Here is a 26825-nt window from a genome sequence, read left to right as displayed (position 1 = left end):
TTACTCAATTTCAGGTTGTTTAGGAACAACAAAGTCAGTAATACTTATATTTCGTCCTGCATTTTTAGCTTTATAAACCCCTACATCAGCTGTTGCCAACAATGATTTAATTGAAGGTCTATATGTAGTGTATTTATCAATTGCAATACCAGCAGAGACAGTAATACGGTTAAAGGGTGAATACTGATGCGCAATCGGATCGTTTGCAAAGCGTTTAGGTAAGTCACTCAACCAATCTAACTCATTCGCCTGTAATGTTTTTACCAATATAAATTCTTCACCACCAAAACGCACCACAATATCAGCGTCACAATGTTTTAGTCGGTTTGCGACTGCTATTAATACGTTATCTCCCTCTAAGTGGCCGTAGTTATCGTTATAATTTTTAAAATAGTCGACATCAATCATGGCTAACCCTAAATATTGTGATGGCGCTAACTTGTTAATTAATGCTTTACAGCGTTTATCAAAACTATGCCGATTATGCATACCTGTTAATTGATCGGTATTGGCTTTTTCAGTTTCAAATAATTCCGCTTTATATTGCTTTCTTAATAGGGTATCTAGTTGATATTGCACTATGGCCAGTACAATAACTATGCTGAAATAAAAATAAAGTGTCCACGCAATCGAAGTAGAAGAAAAAAGCTCAATAAATATCAGGGCAATGCCAATTATTGACCATAAAACCAGTTTATGTCCTAAGTGCAGCATCGGTATGGCTATAAATGCAGCAGCGACAAGCATAGGTCCACCCTCTTTTAATTCACTATAGCGTTGCACATATTCCCAAAAGAAATAACTAAATAAAAAACAAAATAAAACCGCATAACTGAAAAAGCGCGAATGCAAGTACTCTGAACTTAATGTTCTATTTACAATAATGAGGACTATCGATAACAACACCATAGTTACGCGCAAAATTGTTATGGTTGAATTGGCAGGCTCTTGTTGATTAAGCCAAGACATAAAAATAAAAGACAATAAAAACAGTGTTACTAGATAGAGTGATGCATCAGCAAGACGCATTGAGCTTTTATTGAGTTGATTTTGGAAGTTGTGCTCTGTTGCACTTGAAAAATAAAAAATTGCGGGAATAAGACGCACCGGCACTCTCCTTAATAAGCTCACTTATCCTTATCCACACTATAGTTTATTGTTATTAATTAGCGAGTTAAATTTACCTTATTAAATAATATTATACATTACTTTTGCTATATCCTGAACAATGCCTACTCAAGATATAGATAAAAATTATTGGGTTCACTAATAAATAGCCGAGGCGTCGCTATACAACGCCCTGTTCAATCATTGCATCTGCTACACGTCTAAATCCAGCAATATTTGCACCAAGTAACAAGTTACCGGGTTGATTAAATTCTTTTGCGGTATCGTTAGCTGTAGTGAAAATATCTTTCATTATTTGCTTTAACTTTTCATCTACTTGCTCAAATGTCCAGCTTTGCATACTGGCATTTTGTGCCATTTCTAATTGGCTCGTTGCCACCCCACCTGCATTTGCTGCTTTGCCAGGTCCATAAGCAATTTTTGCTTCAATAAAGCAATCAATCGCTTCTTTGGTTGAAGGCATATTTGCTCCTTCACTGACTAAAGTACAGCCATTTTCAAGTAGTGCTTTTGCATCCGCTTGGGTTAATTCATTTTGTGTAGCACAAGGAAAAGCCGCATCCGCACTGTAACGCCATACAGCATGACCATCCTGAGGGTACTCATCGCGAGGCGTATACTTGGCATGAGGATGAGTATCTAGGTAGTCACTTAAGCATCCTCGTGAGTGCTCTTTTAATTGCTTAATAAGTTTTAAGTCAATGCCACTCTCATCGTACAAAGCGCCTTTTGAGTCACTACAGGCAATAGGCGTAGCCCCTAGTTGATATAATTTTTCCATGGCATAAATTGCCACATTGCCTGAGCCTGAAATTAAACAGCGTTTTCCTGATAAGCTGTCATCACGATCTTCAAGCATATAGTTAGCAAAATACACTGCGCCATAACCCGTTGCTTCTTTGCGAGCAAGCGATCCACCCCAAAGTAAACTTTTACCGGTTAGTACGCCTTCATAGCGCCCTGTTAAGCGTTTGTATTGGCCAAACATATAACCAATTTCTCTCGCCCCTACGCCAATATCCCCTGCAGGTACATCGGTTGTAGGACCAATATGACGATATAACTCGGTCATAAACGATTGGCAAAAACGCATTATCTCGCCATCAGAGCGTCCTTTAGGATCAAAATTAGCGCCTCCTTTGCCGCCGCCTATAGGCAAACCAGTCAGTGCATTTTTAAAAATTTGTTCAAAGCCTAAAAATTTTATGATGCTGGCATTTACACTTGGATGAAAACGTAAGCCGCCTTTGTAAGGGCCAAGCGCCGAATTAAATTCGATACGGTAGCCTTTATTAACTTGAATATTGCCCTCGTCATCAACCCAAGGCACGCGAAACATTAACTGACGCTCTGGCTCTACCATTCTTTGAATAATTGCTTGTTGTTGGTAATGACTGGTTTGCGCAAATACAGGCTCTAGCGAGTCTAGCACTTCTTCTACTGCCTGATAAAACTCACATTGCGCAGGACTCGTCTGCTTTAATTGCGCAATTGTTCTGTGTATATAATTCATATTTATTCTTCCATGTGGGTATTTTTTAATTCGAAACAGGAAAAATGATCAACGTTATTGTTAGTGGAGAAATTGATTATGCGATCATTATTTTTACACTTTAACATCATAAATAAACGGGATGCACGTGTTTGATGTTGAATTAAATTGTTGTTTCTTTTGTATAAAAACCCATTAATAAAGAATTTGTATGCTAAAGACGCCAGTTTTAATGAATAACACGTTAAAAGTATTAAAAAAATAGTAAAACAAAATACGACTCTACGTTTTTACGAGCGCAACAATATAAAATGCTTTATGAGACTGAAGTTGTAGAAGGGGTAAGACTGATAATAACGTAGGTTTTAGTGAGTTCGTTTAAGAGGTTTAAATGGAGGTTGTTAACCAACCTCCATAAAATGCATTAAGCTTTTTCGCCATCTGGGCGAAAAGTACGCTGCACACCGGTTAAAAATAAACGTAAAACTTGATCGTTACACACACGGTAATGTTTGTTTTCAACTTTACGTGAAAATGCACTAAGTTCATGCTTACTTAAATCAAAATCAACTAAGGATAGTGTGGCAATCACGTCTTCTGCTTTCATATTTAAAGCAATACGTAATTTCATAAAAATAATATTATTGTTTAATTTAGTCTCTGGGATTGGCTGCTCACCGTCACGTTTACCGCGCTTAGTATTTATAAAGCCATTTAAAAATACCGCAAATTCAGTGTCACTTATTGGGGTGTAACCCTGCTCGCCCTCTTTAGTTAACCATGCAATCACCTGCTCTGTGCTGACGCTCTGCTCTGCAGCGGCGAACACGTCAACCATTGCTGAATCGGTTAAATCAAAGGTGTAGCGAATACGGCGTAAAATATCGTTATTTGTCAAAGTAAATCCCAGGTAAAATAAGTGCTCAGCAAACAAAAGCTGTTTAATAGCGGCGCAGTTTATCAGAGTTACACGTAGCGCCCTATTAAATACTGTGTTTAATTACCCAATACTTTTGCCGGATCAACACGTGTTGCTTGCCATGCTGGATACAGCGTCGCCAATATTGCAAGCACAAAGGTGGCAATAACAGTTAACACTATATCTTGCCAAACTAATTTACTCGGTAAGAATTCGATAAAATACACACCTTCTAGCGGATTTTCACCCAGCAATAAACTCAGCCAAGTAAAGAGCTCACTAATATTGATTGCTAGAATGACTCCAATAATAGAGCCTAAAACTACGCCAACAAATGCTTGAGTTAAGCCTTGCATTACAAAAGTAGCCAATATAGTACTGTCTTTGGCACCCATGGTTTTTAAAATGGCAATATTGCCTTCTTTTTCGCGCACTTCCATCACTAAAGACGAAACAATGTTAAAACTGGCGACTGCAATAATCAAAAACACCACAATATAAACAATTGTACGCACCATTTGAATGTCTTGATACAAGCTGCCTTGGGTTCTAAACCAACTCGATATATACACATAATCAGTGACTGTTTGCCCTACTCTCAGCGCTATTTGGTGCGCTGCAAACACATCATCAACTCGTAAACGTAAGCCGGTTACTTGGCTTTGATCGTAGCCTAAGGTTTGTTGTGCTTTGCTAAGGTGAATAAACGCGGCACTGCTATCAATAGGCCCGCCCATTTCTATAACGCCTGCGAGTGTCAATGTGACCCGTTTTGGCGCAAGTAATGATTGCCCTTTTTCACTAATTTGGGGGATCAATAAAGTGACATTGTCGCCTATTGATATATTAAGTTGAGTGACAATTTGCTTGCCTAAAATAACATCCTCAAGTGCTAGCTGACTGACTAATTTACCTTGTGTAAATTGGTTAACCGCTGATACGTCACTCTCTAGCGAAGGCTCAACACCACGTATTTCAACTGCTTTTAATTGGCTTTTAAATTGCGCCATACCATTTACTGCTATAAATGGGGCTGCTCCTGTTACTTGTGGTTGCTGTTTTAATTTTTCGACTTTGTTGGGCCAATCAGCAATCGGCCTACTTGGTGCTACATATTCAACTTGTGGCACTACACTTAATAAACGATGAACCAATTGTTGTTCAAAACCATTGATCACCGATAACGCCACAATTAAAACGGCAACACCAAGTAAAATACCAATAGTAGATGCCTTAGCAATAAAACTAACAAACGCGTTTTTTTCATCTTTATGGCCTGAATAGGCTCTGAAACGTTTACTTATAAAGGCACTAAGCAACATGGTTTGACTCTTTTATTGATAATTTACCATCATCTAAATACGCTATTTTACCCAGCTTGTCGGCAAGTTCTAAATCATGAGTCACCACCACAAAACTGGTGTTTAAACTTTTATTTAGCTGATTAATTAAATCGTAAATTTTAATCGCGTTTTGCTTATCTAAATTACCCGTTGGCTCATCTGCAAGAACCAGTGCAGGCTCAGTCACTAAAGCACGCGCTATGGCAACACGTTGGCGTTCGCCACCAGAAAGTGCCGACGGTTTATGGCTACTTCTGTGCGCAAGCCCAACTTTATCAAGCATATCGAGTGCTTTTACATTTGCTTCTTTGGCACTCAAGCCTTTTATTAACAGTGGCATAGCAACATTTTCAACCGCACTAAATTCCATTAATAAATGATGAAATTGATAAATAAACCCTAAGTTTTGATTTCTAAATGCGGCTTGTTGGCTGCGAGAAAGTTTAGCCACATCTTGGTTTTTGATTTTTGCACTGCCAGAACTGGCGGTATCTAAGGTACCCAAAATATGTAATAAGGTACTTTTACCTGAACCTGAGCTGCCTACAATAGCTAGCATTTCACCTTGGGTTAGGGCTAAATCAACCCCTTTTAATACCTCAACTTGGTTTTGCCCGTCTTGGTACACTTTACTTATTTGTTCACAACTAATTACTAAATCATTCATAACGTAATACCTCGGCTGGGTTTACTTTAGCGGCCTGGCGCGCAGGATATAAAGTCGCTAAAAAGCTCATTGCTAAGCTTAAAAGCGCAATCACACTTAAGCTAAGCGCATCAAATTTGACCGGCAGTGAAATCCCCGATAATAAATTTAAGCCAACCAACGCCAGCAGTTCATTAATATATAAGCTAAATAAAATACCTAAAGAGGCACCTACTGCCGTACCAATCACACCGTTATACAAACCTTGAACCATAAATACCGTTTGTACTTGGCTTGGCGTTAGCCCTAGTGTTTGCAGTATCGCAACTTCGCTTTGTTTTTCACTCACCATCATGGTGAGCGCCGACACAATATTGAACACCGCCACCAGCACGATTAAGCCCAATAACATAGACATAATGCGTTTCTCCATCGCCACAGCGGCAAATAAAGTGCCTTGGCTACTACGCCAATCGGTGTATTTAAAATTCTTCAGAATAAGTTGGCTGTCTTGAATAAATTCATCAAGTGCAAATGGCTCATGCAGTGACACACTTAAATTAGGGGGTGTAGAGCTACTTTGCTTTAATACTCGTTGCAATGACACACCACTGGTAAATGCCAATCCCATGTCAATTTCTGAACCAGTTTCGTAAATAGCAGCAATTTTGAATAAACGCTGGCTAGGAACACGACCAAGGGGTGTATAAGTTGACGCATTGGGCATAATAACGCGCAGTTTATCGCCCAAGCTAACGCCGAGTTTACGGCTTAGATAACGGCTAATAGCAATGTGATAATTATTATTTAATACACTTTGCCAATTCCCCTGCACTACTTTGTCAGTGATTTTATAAAGCGAGCCATCATTATCATAGAGCCCTTGCAGCAGCACACCATGCAGGTCTTTATTTGTTTGTAGTATAGCTTCACCATGGCGGTATAAACTAACATGATCAACATACGGTGATTGCTCAAGATCGGCTTTAAGAGTATTCATTTGCGCTTTAGAGTGTTGTTTTGCCTGCACTTCAACGTGTGGAATGAGTCCGAGCATATTCGTTTTCAGGCTGCTTTCAAAACCGTTCATGACACTACTTACTGTAAAGAGCGCCATTAAACCAATCGCTATACCTGCAATAGAAAAAAAAGAAATAAACGAAATAAACGCATTGCCTTTGGAAGAGCGACTATATCTAAGTCCGATAAACAGGCTAACAGGTTGAAACATATTAATTAAAACATTAATGCTAAAAGTGTGGCTTTATAGTAGCACGAACTCAGCGCAATTGAATATCACCATAAATGTAAGAAATAATTTATAAATCTTATACTTGGCTATATTATAAGCAAATCACTAAGCCAAGCTAAACTTTTAATCCTGTTACTAGATAATCAAGTAATACCCGTACATTAGTAGCAACAAATTGCCGAGGAGGATAGAGCCCCCACACACCCTCTTGCTGAGGTTGATAAGCTGTTAATATTGGTACTAACTGCCCTTTTTTTATCTCATTCTCTATGTAGTAATCCGGCAACTGAACAATACCCAACCCTTTTTTAGCGCCGTCAACCAGTGCCCAACCGCTATTGCAATGCAACCTCCCTGCTACTTTAATATGTTTGTCACGACCGTTTTCATTTACTCGCCAATAACTGCTGTTACCAATTAAGCATTGATGCTGGTTAAGTTCACCTAACGTATGGGGTTCGCCAAAACGCGCTAAATAGCTTGGTGCAGCACACATAATAAATCGCCGAGAGCTCAAGCGTCGCGCTTTTAAACTCGAATCTTTTAAATGGCCTAATCGAATGGCTAAATCAAAGCCGCCCTCCAGCAAGTTTTCTTGCTCGTTAGAGAGCGTTGCGATTACTTCTACCTCGGGGTGATCATGCATAAACGAATGCACTATCGGCATAATAAAACTTTCACCATACATAACCGGTGCGGTTAATTTAATTTTACCTTTAGGGGATGTTTGCACAGACGCGAGCCCCTGAGTGGCTTCATCCATAGCGTGTTGTAAATGTTTTACTTGGTGTAAAAACTGCTCACCTTCTTTGGTTAATACCACCTTTCGGGTCGTACGCGTTAAAAGTTGGGTATTTAACCGTTGCTCAAGCTTAGTAACATGGCGGCTAATATGGGCAACCGATAGACCCAACGTCTGTGCAGCTTGAGTGAAACTTCCCTCTTCGCCAACAGCAATAAACTCATCAATTCCTTCCCAACGCATTATTATTACCAAACTGTAAAAGTGTTTTATTAATTTAGAGATTATCATTGTTATAGAAATAAATACAATAGGCACATCACCCAAACAGTTTGGGTCTACAATTGATATTCAAACCACTACAAAGGATATACACATGTCTGAATTTATAAAATCAAAAGCAGCGATTGCCTGGGGCCCTAATCAGCCTTTAAGCGTTGAAGAAGTTGACGTGATGATGCCTAAAAAAGGCGAAGTGATGGTAAAAATTACTGCCACAGGTGTATGCCATACAGATGCTTTTACTTTATCAGGTGAAGATCCAGAAGGCATTTTCCCCGCTATTTTAGGCCATGAAGGTGCCGGGGTGGTTTACGCTGTGGGCGAAGGCGTTACAAGTGTAGAAGTTGGCGATCACGTTATTCCTCTATACACCGCAGAATGTGGTGAATGCAAAATGTGTACTTCAGGTAAAACCAACTTGTGCTCTGCTGTACGCGAAACACAAGGCAAAGGCTTAATGCCAGATGGCACAACGCGATTTTTCAAAGACGGCCAACCAATTTATCACTATATGGGGACGTCGACCTTTTCTGAATACACAGTACTTCCTGAAATCTCGCTAGCTAAAGTAAATAAAGAAGCCTCTTTAGAAGAAATTTGCTTATTGGGCTGTGGTGTCACTACCGGTATGGGCGCTGTAACAAATACGGCAAAAGTAACAGCGGGCGATACGGTGGCAATTTTTGGTCTAGGTGGCATTGGTTTGTCGGCCATTATTGGCGCAAAAATGGCTGGTGCAAGCCGTATTATTGGTATTGATATTAACACCTCTAAGTTTGATCTTGCGACTAAACTCGGTGCAACCGACTTAATTAATCCAAAAGACTTCGACAAGCCAATTCAAGAAGTGATTGTAGAGATGACCGACGGCGGTGTTGACTACTCATTTGAATGTATTGGTAACGTTGATGTAATGCGCTCTGCCCTTGAGTGTTGTCATAAAGGCTGGGGAGAATCTGTAATTATTGGTGTAGCTGGTGCTGGCCAAGAAATTTCAACTCGCCCGTTCCAACTTGTTACTGGACGTGTATGGCGTGGTAGCGCATTTGGAGGCGTTAAAGGTCGTTCGCAACTTCCTGAAATTGTAGAGCGTTACATGGCGGGTGAATTCGCTCTTAATGATTTTATTACCCATACCATGAGCCTTGAAGAAATTAACGATGCCTTTGATTTAATGCACGAAGGTAAGAGTATTCGTACTGTTATTCATTACTAATTTCTTTTAATCACCATTACCAGCCGTTGCTATTAAGTAACGGCTTTTAAGGATTGTTATGTTAGAAAATATCTCAACAGCAAAAGTGGCTGGTGGCTGGCATAAGCAGTATAGCCATACTTCCTCAAGCACCCATTGCAGCATGCGTTTTGCGGTATTTTTACCACCAGGCGCCAGTGAAAAAAATAAAGTACCAGTACTTTATTGGTTATCAGGATTAACCTGTACCGATGAAAACTTTATGCAAAAAGCAGGCGCGTTTAAAAAAGCGGCAGAGCTAGGCATCGCTATTGTCGCACCTGATACCAGTCCGCGTGGTGAAAACGTTCCTAACGAAGATAGCTACGATTTTGCCCAAGGTGCAGGGTTTTACGTCAATGCAACGCAGGCACCTTACAATACTCATTTTAATATGTACGATTATGTGGTGAAGGAACTACCTGCATTAATAGAGCAACATTTTCCAGTAACAACTAAAAAAGCAATTTCTGGGCATTCTATGGGTGGCCACGGCGCATTAATAATTGCCCTTAAAAATCCTAAAGCTTATACCAGCGCTACAGCATTTAGCCCAATTGTAAACCCGATAGATTGTCCTTGGGGTGCTAAAGCCTTTACTGGCTACTTAGGTACTGATAAATCAGTCTGGGCAGAATATGATAGCTGCGAATTAATGCAACAAGCCAAACAAGCTGATTATTTACCTATGTTGGTTAGCCAAGGTGATGCAGATAACTTTTTAGATGAGCAACTTAAGCCACAAAAGTTAGTAACTGTAGCTACACAGAAAGGCTATCCGTTAACACTCGAAATGCAAGCTGGTTACGACCATAGTTACTATTTCATTAGTAGTTTTATAGACCAACACTTATTATTTCATCATCAGTTTTTAACTGCTTAGATTCATTACTGTGTAGAGTAGATTTATCTACTTCTACACATTCTTTAAGATTTTTTGTGACCTGCCTGCATTTTCTAATCACACCGTCATCTCCTTTTACTAAACTAAATACTGCAGAGTCTATTTTGAAACCTAGCTCAGCAAAAGAAAACCCGTCCTTATCAACGGGAACTGGCTCAAATGGATTTTCATAAGGAGTAGACCGAGCTGGATTTTTCATCCGCTGATTTTCTTGTGCATTTGAGGCTGCTTGTCCATCCAACATAACGCCAAAAAATGTACAGCCATTAAGCATCAGCAATAGTGATAAAAAAAATATTTTTTTCATGTTTAACCCTTTAGTAGCTTCAACTTTAACTATTTAGTTAATAGAGTAACTCCATTAAAAAAGTAAAACTGTAAAAATCTGTTAGTAAGTGAAAATTGTTTACAACATAATTTATACTAAAGTATTTTATTATCACTCTCGCAAAATGATATAATATAACATATAATTAAACTCGTTTTTTCATCCATACCAAAGCATATTTATGTCATTACCTTTATCTCAAAATCGTTTACACCATATAGACTTACTCAGAGGTCTTATTATTATATTTATGGTGATTGATCACGGCATGTATTATTGTCTAAATTATTCAGTGACCGATCCCATGAGCATACCAGGAACAGATGCGCTTACTTTTTTCACTCGTTTTATATCGCACTTTTGTGCGCCATTATTTGTATTTTTAGCGGGCCTTTCAGCTGCAATAACCGAGCATAAATACACTTCCACGCAAGCTTTTTCAAAAAGTTTAATTATACGTGGACTAGTCCTTATATTATTTGAATTTACTATTGTGTCGTGGTCTTGGAGCTTTAATCCACTGTTTCCAATGTTATACGCTCAGGTTATTTGGGCTATAGGTTGGGGATTTATTATTCTGGGGCTTTTACGTTTAATCGGTCTGTATGCGATTTTTGCCATGGGCTTAATTTTAGTATTTGGCCACAACTTATTTGATGCCGTCAACTTTGAGCCAAATACAATCGCAAATACGATATGGTCTGTTTTACATCAAAAAAATGTACTCGAACTTCCTTTTAACTTTAAAATTAGAACCACCTACCCCGTAGCACCTATTGTTGGGTTAATGGCGTTAGCCTATTGTGCAGGTGTTTTTTATAAAGCCAAGCAATACAGTAACCGAGTTATGGATTATGGCTTAATTTTGGGTGTAAGCTGCCTAGTTTTATATACGCTTTTGCGTGGCTTTAATCTTTATGGTGACGCATCAATATTTACGATTAGTGACTCTTATTTACTCACTATAATGTCATTCTTAAACCCGACCAAATACCCACTTTCCCTGCAGTTTATGTTGTTAACCGTTGGTATAGGCCTAATTATGCTTAAACTATTGAGCAAGCTAAAAAGTGATTTTTCGCCAAAGTTTTTACAAGTATTGGGTAAAACCAGTATGTTCTCGTACTTAGCCCACTTGTATTTACTGCATGCAATAAGTTGGTTACTTATCCCTGTTTTAGGCTTTAGTTTTTCTGATTTGACTTATGGCGAAACACTGGTGGGTTTACCAACTGGATACGGTATGAGCTATGTTGCAACACTGATATTTATTGCAGTCGTAATTGGCCTAACAGCCGTTCTTGCCAATTATTATTTAGCATGGAAGCAAAAAAATAAACACAGTTTAATTGCTAAGTATATTTAACCTTACTTTCTCCCCACAACTTTATTGTGGGGAGAACACGTTTGAGCTAATTATGGTTAAATGCTAATATTTTAATCCTTATCAAAATAAACATCACCAACTACAAAGTTAAAGCGATTAATCATATTGCGCTTCACTCCAAACTCTTACATAGTCTACAAGCATATTAGCTTTAAAATCATCACTAATATTATTTTCATTACCATCCCAACCACCTACTTGTAACGATAAAATAATGTAAGAAGGTAAACTTCCAACTCTGTCGTCATAGTGCTCCCAAACTTTTTCACCATCTATATACATACCGACAAAACCAGGCTCCCAATGCATGCCATATACATGAAAACCATCAGGGGAATAATTATGATAAAGCTCGCCAGAACTTATTGACTTATGTTGACTACCGTAACCATCCCAATGCAGAGCAGAGATACTGATGTCTTCCCCCCAAATACCTAAACTCTCCATAATATCAAACTCCATTCCCTTATCGAAGGTAGGTGAGGTATCTCCCCAAGTATCTTTAATTAATAGAAGTGGCTCTTGACCAAAATTAGTATCTGCATAATTACCTCCTCGCACAAAAGCATCTTCAGTCGGGGATAAACTTTCTTCATTTACAATTAAAGCAGGCCTATCAGAAATATTATTCGATTCACTACTAAAAATTTTTATAAGCTGGCTACGCATATAATTGTCAATCAATGCAAAGCTAGCCTCTTTACCAGAGCTTTTTTGCTCTCTTATATAACTGGTAACATCCACTTCAATTATGTTTCCCGTAACCTCTCCATAGCTATGACTAAACCATAAAGGATCAATCTGCGGTTTAGTATTCCAAGTTACAGTATCTTGGGTCCAATCTGTGGAAAGTGTTTTATGCACAGCTATGCTGCTTTGAGTGTTTGCTTCAGAGATTTTAAGTCTTAAGAATGCAGAAGAAATAGTAGTAGATACATCATCAAGATTAAATTTTAATAATGACTGCCTCCTATAAGTATTATTACCATAAATACCTTTGTCAGGTAGTAACCAAAATGCAGGCCAAGCACCATGTACTGAGTCATACTTAATTTTAGCTTCAAAGTAACCATATTTTTGTCTAAATTTACGAAAAGTACTTACCTCAGCGGCTTTATAAAAGTAACGTTTGGTTCCTTGATTTAATGTGTTTTTTACTGATTCAAGCTGCAACATTTCATTTTCAATGCGAATAGTTTCTCGCCCAGCATTACCTGCGATACCACTCATTCCTAAATATTGCTTTCCAACATGCCAATTGTTAGGGTTTAATAAAGTTGAATTAAAGTTATCTTCAAAAGTCAGCTCCCAATTACCAGCTAACGGCGGAGAAATATCATTATCTGGCTCTCCCTCGATAAAGGAAACCGAGTCCATATAAAATATACCTGTTCCAAGAGGGCCTTGAATACCAATAGCTAGAACTTTTTCATTTTCATCAAGATTAAAGCCATTTAGATTTATTCTAATCGTGTGCCATGTATCGTCTGAAAAGTTATTATGGCCGGGCATACCATCCAATGTCCAAAATTCGTTATTGGTTTCGTCAAGATTTATTTTTAATGAATCGTTACCGCGACGGAACATTAAAGAGCCCTTATTTCCTGATTTTCTGTATATTTTTGCCTCAAGAATTGAATTTTTAAAAGGAGGTACTTGAGCAATGCGTAATCCTGATTGAGTCCAATAGTGTGCCTGCATTGATATAGCTCTTTCTCCATCAACTACTGGCTCACCAATTTGGGTTAAAGTCGATTCACTAGATGAGGTTGCCCATAACTTAGCCCCATTTCTAGGCTCATCATCAAATAAAATAACAGAAGCAAAACTTGATTTAGCTGCGAATAATAAAGCATAAAAAGTGAGTTTTATTTGTAGGGGAAACCTGCGATGTAATAATGTGAATTTCATTTTCTATCCTTAACTAATTGCTTAAGCAGAAAACAAGTTTTACCAAATAATAAAATTATAAATATCTGATGAGGACAAAAAGGTAATACTTAAACCCTAATCAACCAAACTTTTACTAGTTAATAATAATGATACGAAGCAAAGCTGGTATTTTCAATTTTTCTACAGATTTAATTATTTAGTAATTCACAAGAGTTAGTATCTCTGAGCAACTACAAAGGATATGATTTTTAATATTTAAGTGATGAGCTATTATTTCTTTAACTGGAATATGAACAAGATTACAACATACTAACTCGTGAGATCTGAGCTACAATTTAGATAGTTAGACATCACCAAACTGGAGATTTACTGCACTTAACTTTTGAAAGTTCTTTAAATAAAATGTACTGATTTAGTCATAAATCAAACATTAAAAAAGGCGCTATAAAAGCGCCTTGCTAACAAGTATGTGTGCTTAGAACATATCTTGATAGGAATTTGTTGTACTAAATGTAATTGCTTTTTCAAAGCCTGGCAGTGTAATGCTGTGCTCATCTAAAACAATCTCATTTTCATCAATCAAGCCATCACCAAAACGGTAAATTAGCGAGTATTGACCTAAATCGGCTTGCGTTTGGTAAGTATGCTGTGCATCTTTTACTTGGCTATGTTTTTCAACATAGCTGTTCATCAGTGCATCACCATGGCGTTTAGCAAGCATTTGCATGGTTACTTTTGCGCTCAGTACAGTCGCTGTTGCATTATTTCCACCAAAGCCTTTTGAGTTAATAAACGCAATATCCATATCACCACAATCGTAGTGGCTATTACGAATATCTAAATGTTCGCTGTAAACATCGTCGGCTACTTTATCAATGGTGGTAATACCTGGCATAATATTATGACTAAATACACCTAACGCAATGGCAAGCTGATCGCCACTAGCAGGCGCAATAGTATGGCCTACATAGGCTTTAGGCGCAGTCACTTTCCAGTTATCAATAGCAAATGTTTGCGCTACTTTATGATAAATTAAAGATTCAGTAACACGATTTTGTGGCGTACTTGAGCCGTGCGCTAAAATAAAGCTACGTTGTTGCAGTGCCTCTTTACCTAACAAGCTAGTAGCAAGTGCTGCTGATTTCGCCATGGTGATGTAGTTGCCAGGCCCAGGTGAGGTAATTGACTTTTTAACTCCATCGGCATTCACAAATACATCCGGCACACTGCCCATAATATCTGCACCGAGTTCCAGAGCCAGTGCATCATCCATTAATATAGCAACCTGAGCCCCCTCACCTAAGGTAAAACCGCAGTTCTCACCAAATGGACGACTACTTTTACGGTAGTCAGGCTCATCATCATTGCTTAAATTATCTAAACGGCGCAAACCTTCAATATTGGCCAGCGCACTCATATTACCAAAACCTTCAACCACTTCTGGAGTAATCGCACATTCAACACTTGCAACCACTGCAACACGGGTACGACCAGCTTGAATATCGTTAACGGCAGCGCGCAAGTTATATAAAAATGTGGCACATGCGCCTGAAGTTGAAAAAGTCGTCCCCACATTCCCAGTAACATAGGCGTTAATAAAATCGGTCGACATCGTATTTAAACCCAGCGCTAACTGTTTAGTACTAACACGATCGCCCTGCTGACGCGCTTTAACTAATCCACCTAAGCCTTTATCATCCATTTGACCAATAACCGATGCTGAATAGGTACCAATTTTATCTGGCTCTACGCTATTCATAATATGTTGCCAATCAAGTCCTGTTGATTTTATTGCATCGGTGGCAGCAAATATGGTCGCTTGTAAACCGCGCGGCTGGTAGCGGCTGTTATACATAATGGCAGGATCAAACCCGGTTGGAAATTGCCCAGCCGACTTAATCGGGTTATCACGGGTTGAGTCATGTTTTACATCTAGCTCAGCAGCAATCGTGACTTTTACTTTTTTATTATCAAGCTCATCTATTTGCCAGTTGCTTGGTAAAGGCGATGGTAAGTCACGACGACGTGTTTCAAACACAATTGAACTATCATCTGAAGCCGTTAAAGTCATTTTTTGCTGCCAAGGTGTGGCATCAACATCAAAATGTTCTTTTTCAATTTTTCGAATTAATGTACCAGCAATAATTTGCTCACCAAAGCGTGCTTCAATGTCGCTTTGCTCAACATGATTACCTTGGCTGTCTTCAAGTTGGCCGTTTACTGTAGTCACTAAGTTCATTAATGTGGCAAGGCCTAAAAACGTTTCTTGGCGAGCTTGCGCCGCTAAGCTATCTAACACGATACGACGATAACCTTGATGAAAAGAAGTACGGCCAGCGGCATTAATGCCTCCCATGCCTACAATAACGGGTAATGCAGTCATAATTTACCTTTAAAATGCGTGTTATAAGAATATGACATTAGTTTAATTGGATTATAGAGACGTCTTTGTGCTTTAATAGCCAAATAAGCGGCATAAAAGGCCAAAAACAACTGGTCGGAGCATTCACAATGAGCAACAACCCATTAACTCCCCCCATAAATATTGGTATCGCAGTGTTTGAGCATTTGTTGGTAACCAGTCTCACATTACCGATTGAGATGCTGCGTGCGGGTGAGGCTTTTGCTAAAGGCCATAGTGATAAAAATAACTTTAAACCTCTGGCTATTCATTTAGTGGCTAAAAATAGTGATGCCATTAAGACGCGAACTGGACTATCGATTATTCCTGATTGTACTAGCGAAAACTCACCTTATTGCGATTTAGTTATTGTGCCTGGTATTTGGCGTAACCCTCGCCCGGTGATACGCGCTAATCAACAATTAGTCACTTGGCTGATCGAGAGCTTTACCGTAGGAAGTCATATAATTGGAGTAGGCACAGGTAATTGTTTTGTTGCAGAGGCTAGTTTACTTGACGGACATCCCGCTACTACCCATTGGCATTATGCTAAACAGTTTAAGCATGACTACCCTAATGTAAGTTTAAAACCTGATTTTTTTATCACCCAGTCAGAACGTATGTATACCGTAGCCAGTTTAAATGCACTTGCTGATGTTATCGTACATATTATTAGTCAATATTATGGTAAAGAAGCGGCACAACATGTGGAGCGCAACTTTTCCCATGAAATTCGTAAACCCTATGAAGATCAACGTTACTTAGAGGGAGCAGTAGATAGACACCCAGATGAGCTGATTGCACAAATACAGTTTTGGTTAAAAACCAATCTAGCCAGTGAGCTCAACTTACAGGAGGTTGCGGCTCAATTTAGTCTAAGTTATCGCACCTTTACCCGTCGCTTCAGAAGTGCCACTAACCAAAGTCCAATCGAATATTGGCAACAATTACGAGTAGAAGGCGCCAAAGATTTATTGGCATCTTCTAATTTATCGATTCAGGAAGTTGCTTTAGAGGTTGGCTATAATGACCAAGGGCATTTAACCCGAGTATTTAAAAAAGTATTACGCCAAACACCCAGCGAATACCGTAAAGTCGTGCGACGAAAATTATTTGGTTAAGTTTTAACTAAACCGTGTTCACTTTTGATGGTTAGCAAAGATTGATATAGCCTTGATTAGATTTTTTTATATATATAAATTATAGTATTACGCATGAAGTGTGGTGAAATTAATACAGGGAGATAGCTGATGGATAAACTTACCAATCTGCTTGTCGATCAACAAAGCAACGCATCCATTGAGGCTAAACTAGCTGACTTACTCGCGTTAGTTCGCAAACATTTAGATATGGATGTTGCTTTTATATCTGAATTTATTAACGATGAGCGGGTTTTTAAAGTGGTCGATAATCCCTCTGAAAACCAAATTGTTAAAGTGGGTAATGCCGATCCGATTAATGAAACGTATTGTCAAAAAATCACCGATGACAAGCTTAGTCCTATTATTACTAATACCTACGCAAACCCAATAACCAAGGCTATGCCCGTAACCGAAAAGTTAGGTATAGGCGCTTATATAGGTGTTCCTATCAACCTGTCAAACGGTAAATTATACGGTACTTTTTGTTGTTATAAATCACACCATGATGAAAGCTTGAACGATCGCGATTTATCGTTTTTAAATATTATTTCGGAAATAGCGACTGGCTTAATTGAAAAAAACTTATCAAAAAGTATATCGCGTAATCACGCCAAGTCAGCTATTGAGCAAATTATTAGCGATAATGATATTAGTATCTACTTTCAACCTATTTTTAGTTTAAAAAATAATAAAGTTGCAGGTTTTGAATCACTTGCTCGATTTTTTACTACACCTTATAAAACTCCTGATGTATGGTTTAAAGAAGCAAAAAAGGTTGGCTTAAATGAAGCATTAGAAATGCTAGCCATTAAAAATGCAGTCACCAACATAGCCAAATTTAATAATTCAACTTACATTGCTATTAATTGCTCACCATCGCATATCCTAAGCGGTGCACTTAAAAATACATTACAAAACATTGACTGCACTAGGCTAGTATTAGAAATTACTGAGCATTCGCCAATTTCCGACTACGAAAAAATGCGAACTGCACTTAGGCCTCTCAGAAACAAAGGCCTTCGCTTAGCTATTGATGATGTAGGCGCAGGCTTTTCGTCATTTCAGCACATTTTAGAGCTTGAAGCCGATATTATTAAATTAGATATCAGCCTCACACAAAATATAAACACTGATGATCGTAAGTTTTTGCTAGCAAAAGCACTGTGTGGGTTTGCAAAAGCAATCGACTGCACCATCGTTGCCGAAGGAATTGAAACTGAAGAAGAACTCAACTCGTTAAGAAAGCTCAATGTAGATAGTGTGCAAGGTTATTTTATTGGCCGCCCCACAGCAATTAACGATGCACTTAGTTTGCTAAACGCAACTCTACCAGCATGAAAAACGCCACTATTTAGTGGCGTTCGCTATCTATACTGTCTTTTCGATAATAACGTTTGTGATAACTTTTTACTTTAGCGTGCACCCCTTTGCTGAGGCTTTTAAACTTAGCTTCGAGCACATCAACACCATATAAAATACCAACCACCAATATAGAAAGCTTAATTGCAGCACCTAAGTTTTCGGTTGCGATCATCACCCCAATAGACGCAAGCACCCAAATAGTGGCCGCGGAGGTAACCCCTACCACTGCACCATCTTTTGCTAGCATAACGCCTGCGCCTAAAAAACCAATACCCGTGATTATTTGCCCCACTACACGAGAATGATCAATCACATCCCCTTGTAAATTAAACGCCGTAGATAAAAACAAATATGTGCCTAACGTTATTAATGCTGATGTGCGAATACCCACAGGTTTACCGCGCAATTGACGCTCTATACCAATAATAGCGCCACAAAAAGCGGCGGTGCCAATAGCTGCCCATGAGTATGGCGCTACATCGATAAAATCTAAAAATGTCACTTAATATCCTAATCTATTTTACTTTACCAATGGCAACTGCCGTTCTGAGCCTTTGGCTACCAAATGCCGACATTTTACTAAAGTCGCTACGTGCAATTGGTACGTACTGACAATCTATTGCTAGCTGGTTATCTTTTCCAGGCTGGCAAAATGGGTCATGTACGTAAACACAATGTGCATCTAAATGGGTTACACACACCCAGTGCGGTGATTTTTTACCATCAAACCGATACGTACTAATTAACAGCAACACACTAAACCCCTGACTCAACCAGTTTTCTATGTCAGTTAATTCAACATCTTTTTGTGTAACTGAAATATTTGCCGCTGCAATACCCTCAACAAACTGTTTATGAACCGTGGCCAATACTGATTTTTTGTTATCACTGCGAACCCCATCTAAAAATAATGGTTCAGATGTATTAACAATTACCTCACTTGTAAAACCGCGTTTATTTGCAGCCAGTGCCAAGCCAAATGGGTGACAACCGCCATGCCCAGAGGTCATAAAAATAGTGGTACCTTCACGCCACAAAGCTAATTCATGTGACTGACTCAGCTCTGTGTTTGAGTCAAGAGCAGCCATTGCCATTAATAACGCAGCAGGACCACAGGTAAACTCGGTGGTTTGCTGATACCATGGCGTTAAACGCTCAACCTGCAACTCACTGGTTTGGCGAATATTTTTTTGCATGCGTAAGGCATCACTGTGATCGTCATAATAATCACTGTATTGACCAAATACGCGATACCCCACACTTTTATAAAGCCCAATGGCGCTGTCGTTATTTACTGCAACTTCTAGGCGCAAATAAATACGTCCACGCTCACTGGTCGCTTTTTCAAGTTCATTGAGTAATTTTTTGGCTATGCCCTTGCCCTGCATTGTTGGTAATACGGCTAACGAATACAAACGCGCTAAACGCGTGCCTTTATGGCACCACACTAAGCCATAGCCACATAGTTGCGCATTTTGCTCAGCAACTAATAAAATCCCATGTTTAACCCCAAGCCAGCGCTTTAAACTACGCGCACTTAGCTTATCGTTACTAAAGCAAGTATTTTCAAGCGCCACCAACGCCTTTAAGTCAGTGGTTATTGCAGGGCGAATAACTAGCTTGGTCGTCACTGTTACTTTTTCAGCCAAAGCAATAGGCATTAGCCGCGGCCTCGTGCTTCTAACCGCTGTTTAAACTCATCCATTATGATCATGTATAGCTCGTCACCTAAGTAACCATCTTCTACTTTGTGATCAATGCTCGGGTTGTCGTTTACTTCCAATACATACGCACGACCTTGGTGCTCTTTAACATCTACACCGTATAAACCTTTACCCACTGTTTTGCAGGCCTTTAAAGCAGCGTCTAACACAGCTTTTGGTAACTCAAAGGTTGGTAGAGTTTCAAAGCCACCGGAAAAAAACCGTTTTGCGTCATGGTTGTATATTTGCCAATGGTTACGCGCCATTAAATAACGACATGCATAAATAGCACGACCATTAAGTACCCCTACGCGCCAATCGTATTCGGTGTACATGTATTCTTGTGCCAATACCAGCGCACTCAGTGCAAATAATTCACTAAGCTTAGCTTCTAATTCATCACGATTAGCAACTTTATAAACGCCTTTTGAAAACGACCCTTCTGGCATTTTTAATACCAGCGGATAAGTAAACGACGCTTCTAGTTGCTCAATTGTGTCTTTTGATTGATCTGCCACCACCACGGTTTTTAAGCTCGGTACTTTTTGATAATTAAATGCATCATGTAAGTACACTTTATTACAGCACCGTAAAATAGACTCCGCATCGTCAATCACCACTAAACCAAGGCTTTGCGCTTTACTTGCAAGGCGGTAGGTTGGGTGATCAATCGCTGTTGTTTGACGAATAAACAACGCATCAAATTGGGCAATATTATCTATTTCCTCAAAGCTAAGTGCTTTTGCGTTAATACCATGTTTCGCTGCTGCTTTTATAAAACGTGTAATTGCATCTTTATCGCTTGGCGGTACTTTTTCGTTATGATCAACCAATATCGCCATATCCCAACGAAAACGGCGCTCTACTTTACCAATACGCCATTGCGTTTGGGTAAACTCATTGAGCTTTTCAATAAACGCAGCATATTGTTGCTCACTTAATGAGGTTAAAGAGCCTTGTTGCAATAAACCTTGCTGATCGACAAATAAAATAGGCGCTGGGTATTGTTTAAATATCGATTTAGCCGCTTTACTTTGTAATTCGTTAAGAGCATTACCAAAATAAACTGCGCCATCAATATGCCCAGTATTTAAAATAGGTGCTTGTCCACTTCTAAGCGCGTTTATTGTTTTAACGCTTGGTAATACTTGGTGTTTGCGGGCTTCTGCAAGCAATGAACAATAATAACCCTTACTCAAGTATTGGCTTGAGTCGCATAAATTAATAATGCGGGTTTTAGGTTCGTTGCGTTTTGGGTAGTCACGCGAGTAGGTGTTAAACGTAATGACATTTTCAAATGAAAGAGCAAGTGCTTGCTCGTTGTTATCAACCACAATTAAGGTTTTAAACACGACTTTTCCTAGTTAAGTCAAAATATAAATAATACCTTGGCTAGTTAGCTCAGGTAGTTAAACAGCAAATAGAAACACCCATCGGACTAAGTGCAGCAAATAGCAAATCACTTAATACGATAGGTGCTTTAACGAATATCTACTATAAACGTTAGCGCTTAAATTGCTTAAGCGACACTTGCTTTATAAGTCCTTTTTTAAATACACACAAACGAGATATTTTTAGCGTGAAGATAAAAATATTTGATGAACTTTTTTATTGTTAATTTGTGTTTTAAAATAGCCAAAATTTACCACTAAAAGTGATCATTATGTCTCTTCCCGCTTGCCCTAAATGCCAATGTGAATACATTTACGAAGACCAACAGCTGCTTATATGCCCAGAATGTGCTTATGAATGGAACCCAAATAATACAAGCGATGAAGACGCTATTTTGGTAAAAGATGCAAACGGCACTTTACTAGTCGATGGTGACAAAGTAACCGTTGCGAAAGATTTAAAAATTAAAGGCAGTTCTCAGGTTATAAAAATTGGTACTAAAGCTTTGGTAAGACGTGTGCTTGATAAAAAAGATCACCAGCTAGATTGTAAAGTAGATGGCATTGGCGAAATGATGGTAACGGCTAAGTTTGTGAAAAAAGCCTGAAATTACAAAAACTCACTTGTAAAAATTAACACAAAGCAATAACGCTTAACTGCTAATTTTTTAGCTCTTTAGATAGCGCAGCTAATGTTTGATCGTAAGCATTCTGATTAAAGTTACTTGAGTGTGGGTTCATAAAACCATGTAAGTAATCAACATGCTTTACGTTAACATTAGCCTTTGTTGCAAGCTCCACCTGTAATGATTTAACATCAAAGTGCGGCTCATAATGCGGAAAAATGAGTTCAATCTCAAATTGTGGTTGTATATCTGTATGGTGCCTAATTTGCGAGCTGTAAAAACAAATGCCCTTAGCTATCGTTTTAATCGCCGGGTGTGCAGACATTGACCAAATTGCCGATGCGCCAACACTAAAACCAATCAATATAGTGTTGCCAGCGAGTGGTTTAATCGCTTTTTGTAAAATAGCTACATACTCATCAAGGCCTATATGCTGACTAAAATACTCATAGGCCTGCTGTTCACTGTTAAATGCCATATCAACCCCGCCATAGGGATCGACAATAGACTGAGCGTTTAGTTTTTCAGCAAATGCTTTTAAAGCCGCTGTATTACCAAAAATATCACTGACCAATACCAAGTTCATAAACGGCTCATCTTTAATTTTATTCTATAAGTTTTAGGCAATAATTTAACAAAGAGGCCTACGAGATGCTACGCCTCAGAGTAAGAGACAAATAAATACTACATTCAAAGCACTTCAACCACATCGTAACTATGTTTTACATCACCGAGTGTTAAACTAACTTCATCATCGACTTGTTTACCTAATAACTGTTGGCCTAATGGTGCGCCAGAGGTAAGTACTTGAATGGTTGTGCCTTTAATATCAACGGTTAATCCACCAGCTGCTGGGCCTAAATAAAACCATTTTTGTGTGCTGGCATCGTCTTCTAAACATACCAATGAGCTTATAACGACAGTGCCTGTAACGGGTTCGTTGTATATGGCTTCAAATAGTTGTATTTCTTTATAGCACTCATTAACTCGCTCTGCATGGCCTTGTGCTAAATAGGCAGCTTCAAGCCCGAGGGTATCGTATTGGGTCTCTGCAATACTTTCTTCATGGGTAGCGGTATCGTGAGCTGTTTGAGCTGCAATTTTAGCAGTGTTTAGTTGCTCATCTAAGGCAAAACGAAGGTGCTCAGTAACATGGGCTTTATTCATTTGGAGAATTCACTAATTCGATAAAAATAATTTGCTATTTTAGCATTGTTGCTACATCGAACACTATCCCTTTGCTGTGTAACAACAATGCTGATATTTAAGGCTATGGCATATCCATTAATGCCTGCGTTTGCTGATCCACTTGCTTATCGTAGTTTTTAGCACTTAACCCAAGTAGCTCAGGTAATGTAGCAGCAATACAAATAGACGACAGCGTGCCTACGACTATTCCTGCAAACAAAGCAATGGCAAACCCCTGCAGCGGCGCGCCAGCTAACAGCCAAACACTTGCCACTGTTGCGAGCGTGGTTCCTGAGGTAATAAGCGTACGAGTTAAGGTGCTTTTAATAGCACTGTTGATAATACGACTTGGTTTGAGTGTGATGTTTGTTGGTATGCGCAACAGCTCGCGCACCCTATCTCCAACTATTATTGAGTCATTTAGGGAGTAGCCAATAATTGCCAATAAACTGGCTAAAACGGTTAGGTTAAACTCTATTTGTAACCACGAAAATAAGCCAACCACCAGCACTAAATCATGTAATAAAGCCACCACAGAGCCTAATGCTAAACGCCACTCAAACCGAACAGCTAAATAAATCATTACCGCGACCATCGCAGCAAATAAGGCTAAGCAGCCTTGCTCAAATAATTCATCACCCACTTGAGAGCCAATATAAGCCGATGATAAAACCTCTGCGTTTATATCTGGGTTTTGGCTAATCGCGGTTTTCCAAGCATCATTATTAGCTTCCTCACTTGGCGCTTGCGTTAATTGAAAATGATTATTGCCCTGTGCTGTAAGTTCAAATTCACCTTGATGGTTTTTAGCAATAAATTGCTCAAGCTGTTTTAGTTCAACACCTTGGCTGGTGGTAAATTCTGTTAAATAACCACCCGTAAAATCAAGGCCAAAATTAAGCCCTTTTTGTGCAATAGTGAATACTGATAACAACACAAATATGGCACTTATAAGCAAGCCTGTATAACGCATACGTGACCCTGTCTCACATTTTAAAAAAGTGTTAAGCATGCGCGTTTACTCCTGCTTTTTTGCCCAGCTTTAAATATAAGCTTTGGCTTAAATATTTCGATACATACACACCAGTAAACACCGATGTGATAAGACCAAGCGCCAGCGTTATCGCAAAGCCTTTTACTGGGCCATAGCCTATGCCATATAAAATAATCGCGGTGATCATGGTGGTAATATTGGCATCTAAAATCGTATTCGCAGCTTGTTTATAGCCCTCTTGTATCGCTTGATACGGGGGGCGACCTTTGCGACGCTCTTCTTTTATACGCTCGAATATAATCACGTTAGTATCAACCGCCATTCCTATAGTTAATACTAAGCCTGCTATTCCTGGAAGAGTTAAAACCACCCCAGGTAATAACGACATTAACCCCACTAAAGAGGTTAAGTTTAAAATTAACGCAACATTTGCAATAAGCCCTAAACGGCGGTACCACAGCGCCATAAACGCAAGTGTTAAACCCATACCTAACATTAACGCCGCCAGCCCATTGTTAATGTTGTCTTGGCCAAGGCTTGGACCAATAGTTTGCTCATGCACTATAGTTACGGGCGCAGTAAGCGATCCCGCACGCAGTAACAGCGCTAAATCGGCAGCCGCTTGCTGGCTTTGCATATTGGTTATACTAAACCGCGAGCTTAAATGCTGGGCAATGTTCGCCACATTAATGACTTCGCTTTTTTTAACCACTTCACCTTTAGCATTTTGTGAATACTCTGAATAAAGCGTTGCCATAGGTTTACCTATATTCGCCTTTGAAAAATCCGACATAGCATCGCCACCTTGGCCATCTAAGCTCAGTTGTACCAAAGGTTTACCCCAGTCATCACGGCCTATATTAGCGTTATTAATATGCTCTCCGGTAAATATAGGTACAGGGTCGAGCTTAATAGTCCCTCCCGATTGCAAATTAAACGTTTGCCCGCCTCTCTCTTTAAGTTGATAAAACCCCAATGACGCGGTTGCACCAATTATGCGTTTTGCTTCAGCTGGATCTTGCACGCCAGGTAGCTCAATACGAATGCGCTGCTTACCTTGGCGCTGTGTAACGGCCTCAGTTATACCGAGCTCTTCTATGCGTGAGCGAAGTGTGGTGAGTGTTTGGCTCATCACTTCTTTATCAAATGCGCTGCGCCCTTGCTCAGAATAGCTAATTTTAACGACCTGTAAGTTGCCATTAGTTGATGTGGTTGTAGTGAGGTTTTCAAAACGGCTTTTAAGCTCTTTTATGACAACTATTAGCTTATCACCAGCATTCTCAAGCGCACTTATTTCAAAGCCCTGATTAGTCTGCTTCGCTTTAACGCCATAGGCTTTTTGTTTAACAATAATAGCTTTTGTTTGTTGATATGCACTGAGTAATTGCTCATCAACCGCTTTTTCTAAATCAACATCAAGTACAAACAATACCCCGCCGTTTAAATCAAGACCCAGCTTTATAGGCGATAAGCCAAACTCTTGTAACCAAATAGGGCTGGTTGCATGTTCAACAATTTTAACTTGTGTGTTTGGAAAGTTTGATTTTAAAGCCGCCTGAGCTTGGGCACTTTGCGTAGGTGTATTTAAAAGTACATTAATATTTGCTTGGTCTTTTAAACTTTCACTCACTTCAAAACCTTGGCTATTTAAAAAGCTAACTAGGTTTTCAGTACTTGGCATTACTTGCGTTTTAACATCAGAAGCTGCACTAATATGCAACCATGACTTATTGGGATATAAATTAGGTAAGGCGCTTATTGCTAGTAACACTAATACAATCAGCATGGCTACATAGCTCAATTTAAACTTAGCCTTAAATGGCTTTTTCTCTTTTTTTAGACTTAACATAGTTATTCCTTATTACTAGGCATAGCCCAGTAACGTACCTATTAGGCACAATTAATCTGCAGGTCAAAACGCGATGCGTTAAAACCAATTAACATTAAATAAGGAACTTTAAGCGTGATAGGTAGTTACAGCGGTGTATAACAGGTTAGCGTCTTTCCAGCCGCTCAAGCGCGACTTTTTACTTTTAAATACCCAGGTATACCAAGGCTGACTTATGTTGACTGCTTGCGGTCGCAAAAAAATATGCCTACACCCATTTAGGGCAAAAAACTCATGCACTACATCGTATTCAGGATCGCCCTGCGCACTGTGTAAAAATAAAAATGAGTTATTGGCTGTTAGCCTAGGTTGATGCGCATCAAAATCAGAATGCTTTGAGTTTTTATGCTGTAAATCGCCAAGCGATTTTGTAGGTACGGAAATGTTAGTTAAATGGTCAACATTAATAACATCGCTATAACTGCTTTGGTTACTGTTTAATTCGTGCTTTACGCCCATAGCATGGCTTTGCACACTAAAGAGTGCAGCAAAAAACAAGCATGTAGCGAAAAAAACGCGAAATTTAAACATTGGTCATTTAAAACTAAAATAAAGGATAGCTAGTATATAAGGGCAGCTA

At 39.1% G+C, this 26825-nt stretch carries 24 protein-coding genes; 6 read left to right on the top strand and 18 right to left on the bottom strand.

Annotation, left to right across the window (positions count from 1 at the left end; genetic code table 11):
- From CWB77_RS02035 to CWB77_RS02005, 7 genes are all read right to left on the bottom strand, one after another.
- The gene (locus tag CWB77_RS02035; RefSeq protein ID WP_138621109.1) at positions 1 to 1107 is read right to left on the bottom strand and encodes a GGDEF domain-containing protein; all 1107 of its coding nucleotides are present in this window, start codon (positions 1105 to 1107) and stop codon (positions 1 to 3) included.
- Between the two features lie 181 nt (positions 1108 to 1288).
- Complete coding sequence (gdhA, locus tag CWB77_RS02030; RefSeq protein WP_138621107.1) at positions 1289 to 2641, bottom strand: NADP-specific glutamate dehydrogenase; 1353 nt, start codon at positions 2639 to 2641, stop codon at positions 1289 to 1291.
- Between the two features lie 403 nt (positions 2642 to 3044).
- Positions 3045 to 3518, bottom strand: coding sequence for a YehS family protein (locus CWB77_RS02025; protein WP_138621105.1), 474 nt, complete (start codon positions 3516 to 3518; stop codon positions 3045 to 3047).
- 98 nt (positions 3519 to 3616) lie between these two features.
- Positions 3617 to 4861 carry a lipoprotein-releasing ABC transporter permease subunit gene (locus CWB77_RS02020; RefSeq protein WP_138621103.1) on the bottom strand — a complete coding sequence of 415 codons (1245 nt, stop codon included), beginning with the start codon at positions 4859 to 4861 and terminating at the stop codon, positions 3617 to 3619.
- Positions 4851 to 5549, bottom strand: a complete 699-nt coding sequence (lolD, locus tag CWB77_RS02015; RefSeq protein ID WP_010389881.1) for a lipoprotein-releasing ABC transporter ATP-binding protein LolD — start codon at positions 5547 to 5549, stop codon at positions 4851 to 4853. Before lolD ends, CWB77_RS02020 begins: the two co-directional genes overlap by 11 nt.
- The gene (locus tag CWB77_RS02010) at positions 5542 to 6759 is read right to left on the bottom strand and encodes a lipoprotein-releasing ABC transporter permease subunit (protein ID WP_138569599.1); all 1218 of its coding nucleotides are present in this window, start codon (positions 6757 to 6759) and stop codon (positions 5542 to 5544) included. Before CWB77_RS02010 ends, lolD begins: the two co-directional genes overlap by 8 nt.
- 136 nt (positions 6760 to 6895) lie before the next feature.
- Positions 6896 to 7768, bottom strand: coding sequence for a LysR family transcriptional regulator (locus CWB77_RS02005; protein WP_171043244.1), 873 nt, complete (start codon positions 7766 to 7768; stop codon positions 6896 to 6898).
- 130 nt (positions 7769 to 7898) lie between these two features.
- Here CWB77_RS02005 and CWB77_RS02000 point away from each other — a divergent pair, with 130 nt between their 5' ends.
- Together CWB77_RS02000 and fghA are read left to right on the top strand one after the other, a co-directional pair.
- Complete coding sequence (locus CWB77_RS02000; protein WP_109874696.1) at positions 7899 to 9020, top strand: S-(hydroxymethyl)glutathione dehydrogenase/class III alcohol dehydrogenase; 1122 nt, start codon at positions 7899 to 7901, stop codon at positions 9018 to 9020.
- Positions 9021 to 9078: 58 nt separating this feature from the next.
- Complete coding sequence (gene fghA, locus CWB77_RS01995) at positions 9079 to 9921, top strand: S-formylglutathione hydrolase (protein WP_138621099.1); 843 nt, start codon at positions 9079 to 9081, stop codon at positions 9919 to 9921.
- Here the strand turns inward: fghA and CWB77_RS01990 are convergent.
- Complete coding sequence (locus CWB77_RS01990) at positions 9875 to 10249, bottom strand: hypothetical protein (protein WP_138621097.1); 375 nt, start codon at positions 10247 to 10249, stop codon at positions 9875 to 9877. The two genes, fghA and CWB77_RS01990, sit on opposite strands and share 47 nt — an antisense overlap.
- A 202-nt stretch (positions 10250 to 10451) precedes the next feature.
- On the opposite strand from CWB77_RS01990, the gene CWB77_RS01985 reads away from it, so the two are divergent.
- Complete coding sequence (locus CWB77_RS01985) at positions 10452 to 11636, top strand: acetyltransferase domain-containing protein (protein WP_138621095.1); 1185 nt, start codon at positions 10452 to 10454, stop codon at positions 11634 to 11636.
- A 117-nt stretch (positions 11637 to 11753) separates the two neighbouring features.
- Here CWB77_RS01985 and CWB77_RS01980 read toward each other — a convergent pair whose 3' ends face one another.
- Both CWB77_RS01980 and CWB77_RS01975 read right to left on the bottom strand, forming a co-directional pair.
- Positions 11754 to 13568, bottom strand: a complete 1815-nt coding sequence (locus CWB77_RS01980; protein ID WP_138621093.1) for a CBM96 family carbohydrate-binding protein — start codon at positions 13566 to 13568, stop codon at positions 11754 to 11756.
- Between the two features lie 457 nt (positions 13569 to 14025).
- Entirely contained in the window at positions 14026 to 15933 is a 1908-nt protein-coding gene (locus CWB77_RS01975; RefSeq protein ID WP_138569592.1) for a beta-ketoacyl synthase, read from the bottom strand.
- Between the two features lie 128 nt (positions 15934 to 16061).
- Between CWB77_RS01975 and CWB77_RS01970 the strand changes: the two genes are divergently transcribed.
- A complete protein-coding gene (locus CWB77_RS01970; protein ID WP_021033106.1) occupies positions 16062 to 17072 on the top strand; it encodes a GlxA family transcriptional regulator in 1011 nt (336 codons plus the stop codon).
- 129 nt (positions 17073 to 17201) lie between these two features.
- Positions 17202 to 18431: a sensor domain-containing phosphodiesterase gene (locus CWB77_RS01965; protein ID WP_138569590.1), complete on the top strand. Its 1230-nt coding sequence runs from the start codon at positions 17202 to 17204 to the stop codon at positions 18429 to 18431.
- Positions 18432 to 18444: 13 nt separating this feature from the next.
- On the opposite strand, the gene CWB77_RS01960 is transcribed toward CWB77_RS01965, so the two are convergent.
- From CWB77_RS01960 to CWB77_RS01950, 3 genes are read right to left on the bottom strand one after another with little or no spacing between them, the layout of a single operon-like run.
- Complete coding sequence (locus tag CWB77_RS01960) at positions 18445 to 18957, bottom strand: MgtC/SapB family protein (RefSeq protein WP_008110519.1); 513 nt, start codon at positions 18955 to 18957, stop codon at positions 18445 to 18447.
- A 13-nt stretch (positions 18958 to 18970) separates the two neighbouring features.
- On the bottom strand, positions 18971 to 20116 hold the full coding sequence (locus CWB77_RS01955; RefSeq protein WP_138569589.1) for a GNAT family N-acetyltransferase/peptidase C39 family protein: 1146 nt from the start codon (positions 20114 to 20116) through the stop codon (positions 18971 to 18973).
- Positions 20116 to 21510, bottom strand: a complete 1395-nt coding sequence (locus tag CWB77_RS01950; protein ID WP_138621091.1) for a RimK family ATP-grasp domain-containing protein — start codon at positions 21508 to 21510, stop codon at positions 20116 to 20118. Before CWB77_RS01950 ends, CWB77_RS01955 begins: the two co-directional genes overlap by 1 nt.
- Positions 21511 to 21821: 311 nt before the next feature.
- On the opposite strand from CWB77_RS01950, the gene CWB77_RS01945 reads away from it, so the two are divergent.
- The gene (locus CWB77_RS01945; protein ID WP_138621089.1) at positions 21822 to 22157 is read left to right on the top strand and encodes a zinc ribbon domain-containing protein YjdM; all 336 of its coding nucleotides are present in this window, start codon (positions 21822 to 21824) and stop codon (positions 22155 to 22157) included.
- A gap of 52 nt (positions 22158 to 22209) precedes the next feature.
- Here the strand turns inward: CWB77_RS01945 and CWB77_RS01940 are convergent, their stop codons facing one another.
- The 5 genes from CWB77_RS01940 to CWB77_RS01920 all read right to left on the bottom strand — a co-directional run bounded on the left by CWB77_RS01940 (position 22210) and on the right by CWB77_RS01920 (position 26776).
- Positions 22210 to 22761: a dienelactone hydrolase family protein gene (locus tag CWB77_RS01940; protein ID WP_054200843.1), complete on the bottom strand. Its 552-nt coding sequence runs from the start codon at positions 22759 to 22761 to the stop codon at positions 22210 to 22212.
- A gap of 104 nt (positions 22762 to 22865) precedes the next feature.
- Positions 22866 to 23342: a GreA/GreB family elongation factor gene (locus tag CWB77_RS01935; RefSeq protein WP_138562292.1), complete on the bottom strand. Its 477-nt coding sequence runs from the start codon at positions 23340 to 23342 to the stop codon at positions 22866 to 22868.
- 103 nt (positions 23343 to 23445) lie between these two features.
- A complete protein-coding gene (secF, locus tag CWB77_RS01930; protein WP_054200841.1) occupies positions 23446 to 24375 on the bottom strand; it encodes a protein translocase subunit SecF in 930 nt (309 codons plus the stop codon).
- Positions 24368 to 26206, bottom strand: coding sequence for a protein translocase subunit SecD (secD, locus tag CWB77_RS01925; RefSeq protein WP_138621087.1), 1839 nt, complete (start codon positions 26204 to 26206; stop codon positions 24368 to 24370). The genes secF and secD overlap by 8 nt, the downstream gene beginning before the upstream one ends.
- A gap of 108 nt (positions 26207 to 26314) precedes the next feature.
- Entirely contained in the window at positions 26315 to 26776 is a 462-nt protein-coding gene (locus tag CWB77_RS01920) for a hypothetical protein (protein WP_138621085.1), read from the bottom strand.
- Positions 26777 to 26825 lie beyond the last annotated feature (49 nt).

The sequence above is a fragment of the Pseudoalteromonas sp. S1610 genome (genome assembly GCF_005887465.1).
GTDB lineage: Bacteria > Pseudomonadota > Gammaproteobacteria > Enterobacterales > Alteromonadaceae > Pseudoalteromonas > Pseudoalteromonas undina.
The sequence above is the reverse complement of the archived record's forward strand: the minus strand, read 5'-3'. Positions and strand labels throughout refer to the sequence as shown.

Coding starts and splice junctions, on each gene's coding strand:
- CWB77_RS01990 (WP_138621097.1), bottom strand. CDS start 10,249: ATGAAAAAAATATTTTTTTTATCACTATTGCTGATGCTTAATGGCTGT.
- CWB77_RS02020 (WP_138621103.1), bottom strand. CDS start 4,861: ATGTTGCTTAGTGCCTTTATAAGTAAACGTTTCAGAGCCTATTCAGGC.
- CWB77_RS02010 (WP_138569599.1), bottom strand. CDS start 6,759: ATGTTTCAACCTGTTAGCCTGTTTATCGGACTTAGATATAGTCGCTCT.
- CWB77_RS01985 (WP_138621095.1), top strand. CDS start 10,452: ATGTCATTACCTTTATCTCAAAATCGTTTACACCATATAGACTTACTC.
- gdhA (WP_138621107.1), bottom strand. CDS start 2,641: ATGAATTATATACACAGAACAATTGCGCAATTAAAGCAGACGAGTCCT.
- CWB77_RS01980 (WP_138621093.1), bottom strand. CDS start 13,568: ATGAAATTCACATTATTACATCGCAGGTTTCCCCTACAAATAAAACTC.
- CWB77_RS01920 (WP_138621085.1), bottom strand. CDS start 26,776: ATGTTTAAATTTCGCGTTTTTTTCGCTACATGCTTGTTTTTTGCTGCA.
- lolD (WP_010389881.1), bottom strand. CDS start 5,549: ATGAATGATTTAGTAATTAGTTGTGAACAAATAAGTAAAGTGTACCAA.
- secF (WP_054200841.1), bottom strand. CDS start 24,375: ATGCTTAACACTTTTTTAAAATGTGAGACAGGGTCACGTATGCGTTAT.
- CWB77_RS01975 (WP_138569592.1), bottom strand. CDS start 15,933: ATGACTGCATTACCCGTTATTGTAGGCATGGGAGGCATTAATGCCGCT.
- CWB77_RS01965 (WP_138569590.1), top strand. CDS start 17,202: ATGGATAAACTTACCAATCTGCTTGTCGATCAACAAAGCAACGCATCC.
- fghA (WP_138621099.1), top strand. CDS start 9,079: ATGTTAGAAAATATCTCAACAGCAAAAGTGGCTGGTGGCTGGCATAAG.
- CWB77_RS01955 (WP_138569589.1), bottom strand. CDS start 20,116: ATGCCTATTGCTTTGGCTGAAAAAGTAACAGTGACGACCAAGCTAGTT.
- CWB77_RS01945 (WP_138621089.1), top strand. CDS start 21,822: ATGTCTCTTCCCGCTTGCCCTAAATGCCAATGTGAATACATTTACGAA.
- secD (WP_138621087.1), bottom strand. CDS start 26,206: ATGTTAAGTCTAAAAAAAGAGAAAAAGCCATTTAAGGCTAAGTTTAAA.
- CWB77_RS01935 (WP_138562292.1), bottom strand. CDS start 23,342: ATGAATAAAGCCCATGTTACTGAGCACCTTCGTTTTGCCTTAGATGAG.
- CWB77_RS01940 (WP_054200843.1), bottom strand. CDS start 22,761: ATGAACTTGGTATTGGTCAGTGATATTTTTGGTAATACAGCGGCTTTA.
- CWB77_RS01970 (WP_021033106.1), top strand. CDS start 16,062: ATGAGCAACAACCCATTAACTCCCCCCATAAATATTGGTATCGCAGTG.
- CWB77_RS02000 (WP_109874696.1), top strand. CDS start 7,899: ATGTCTGAATTTATAAAATCAAAAGCAGCGATTGCCTGGGGCCCTAAT.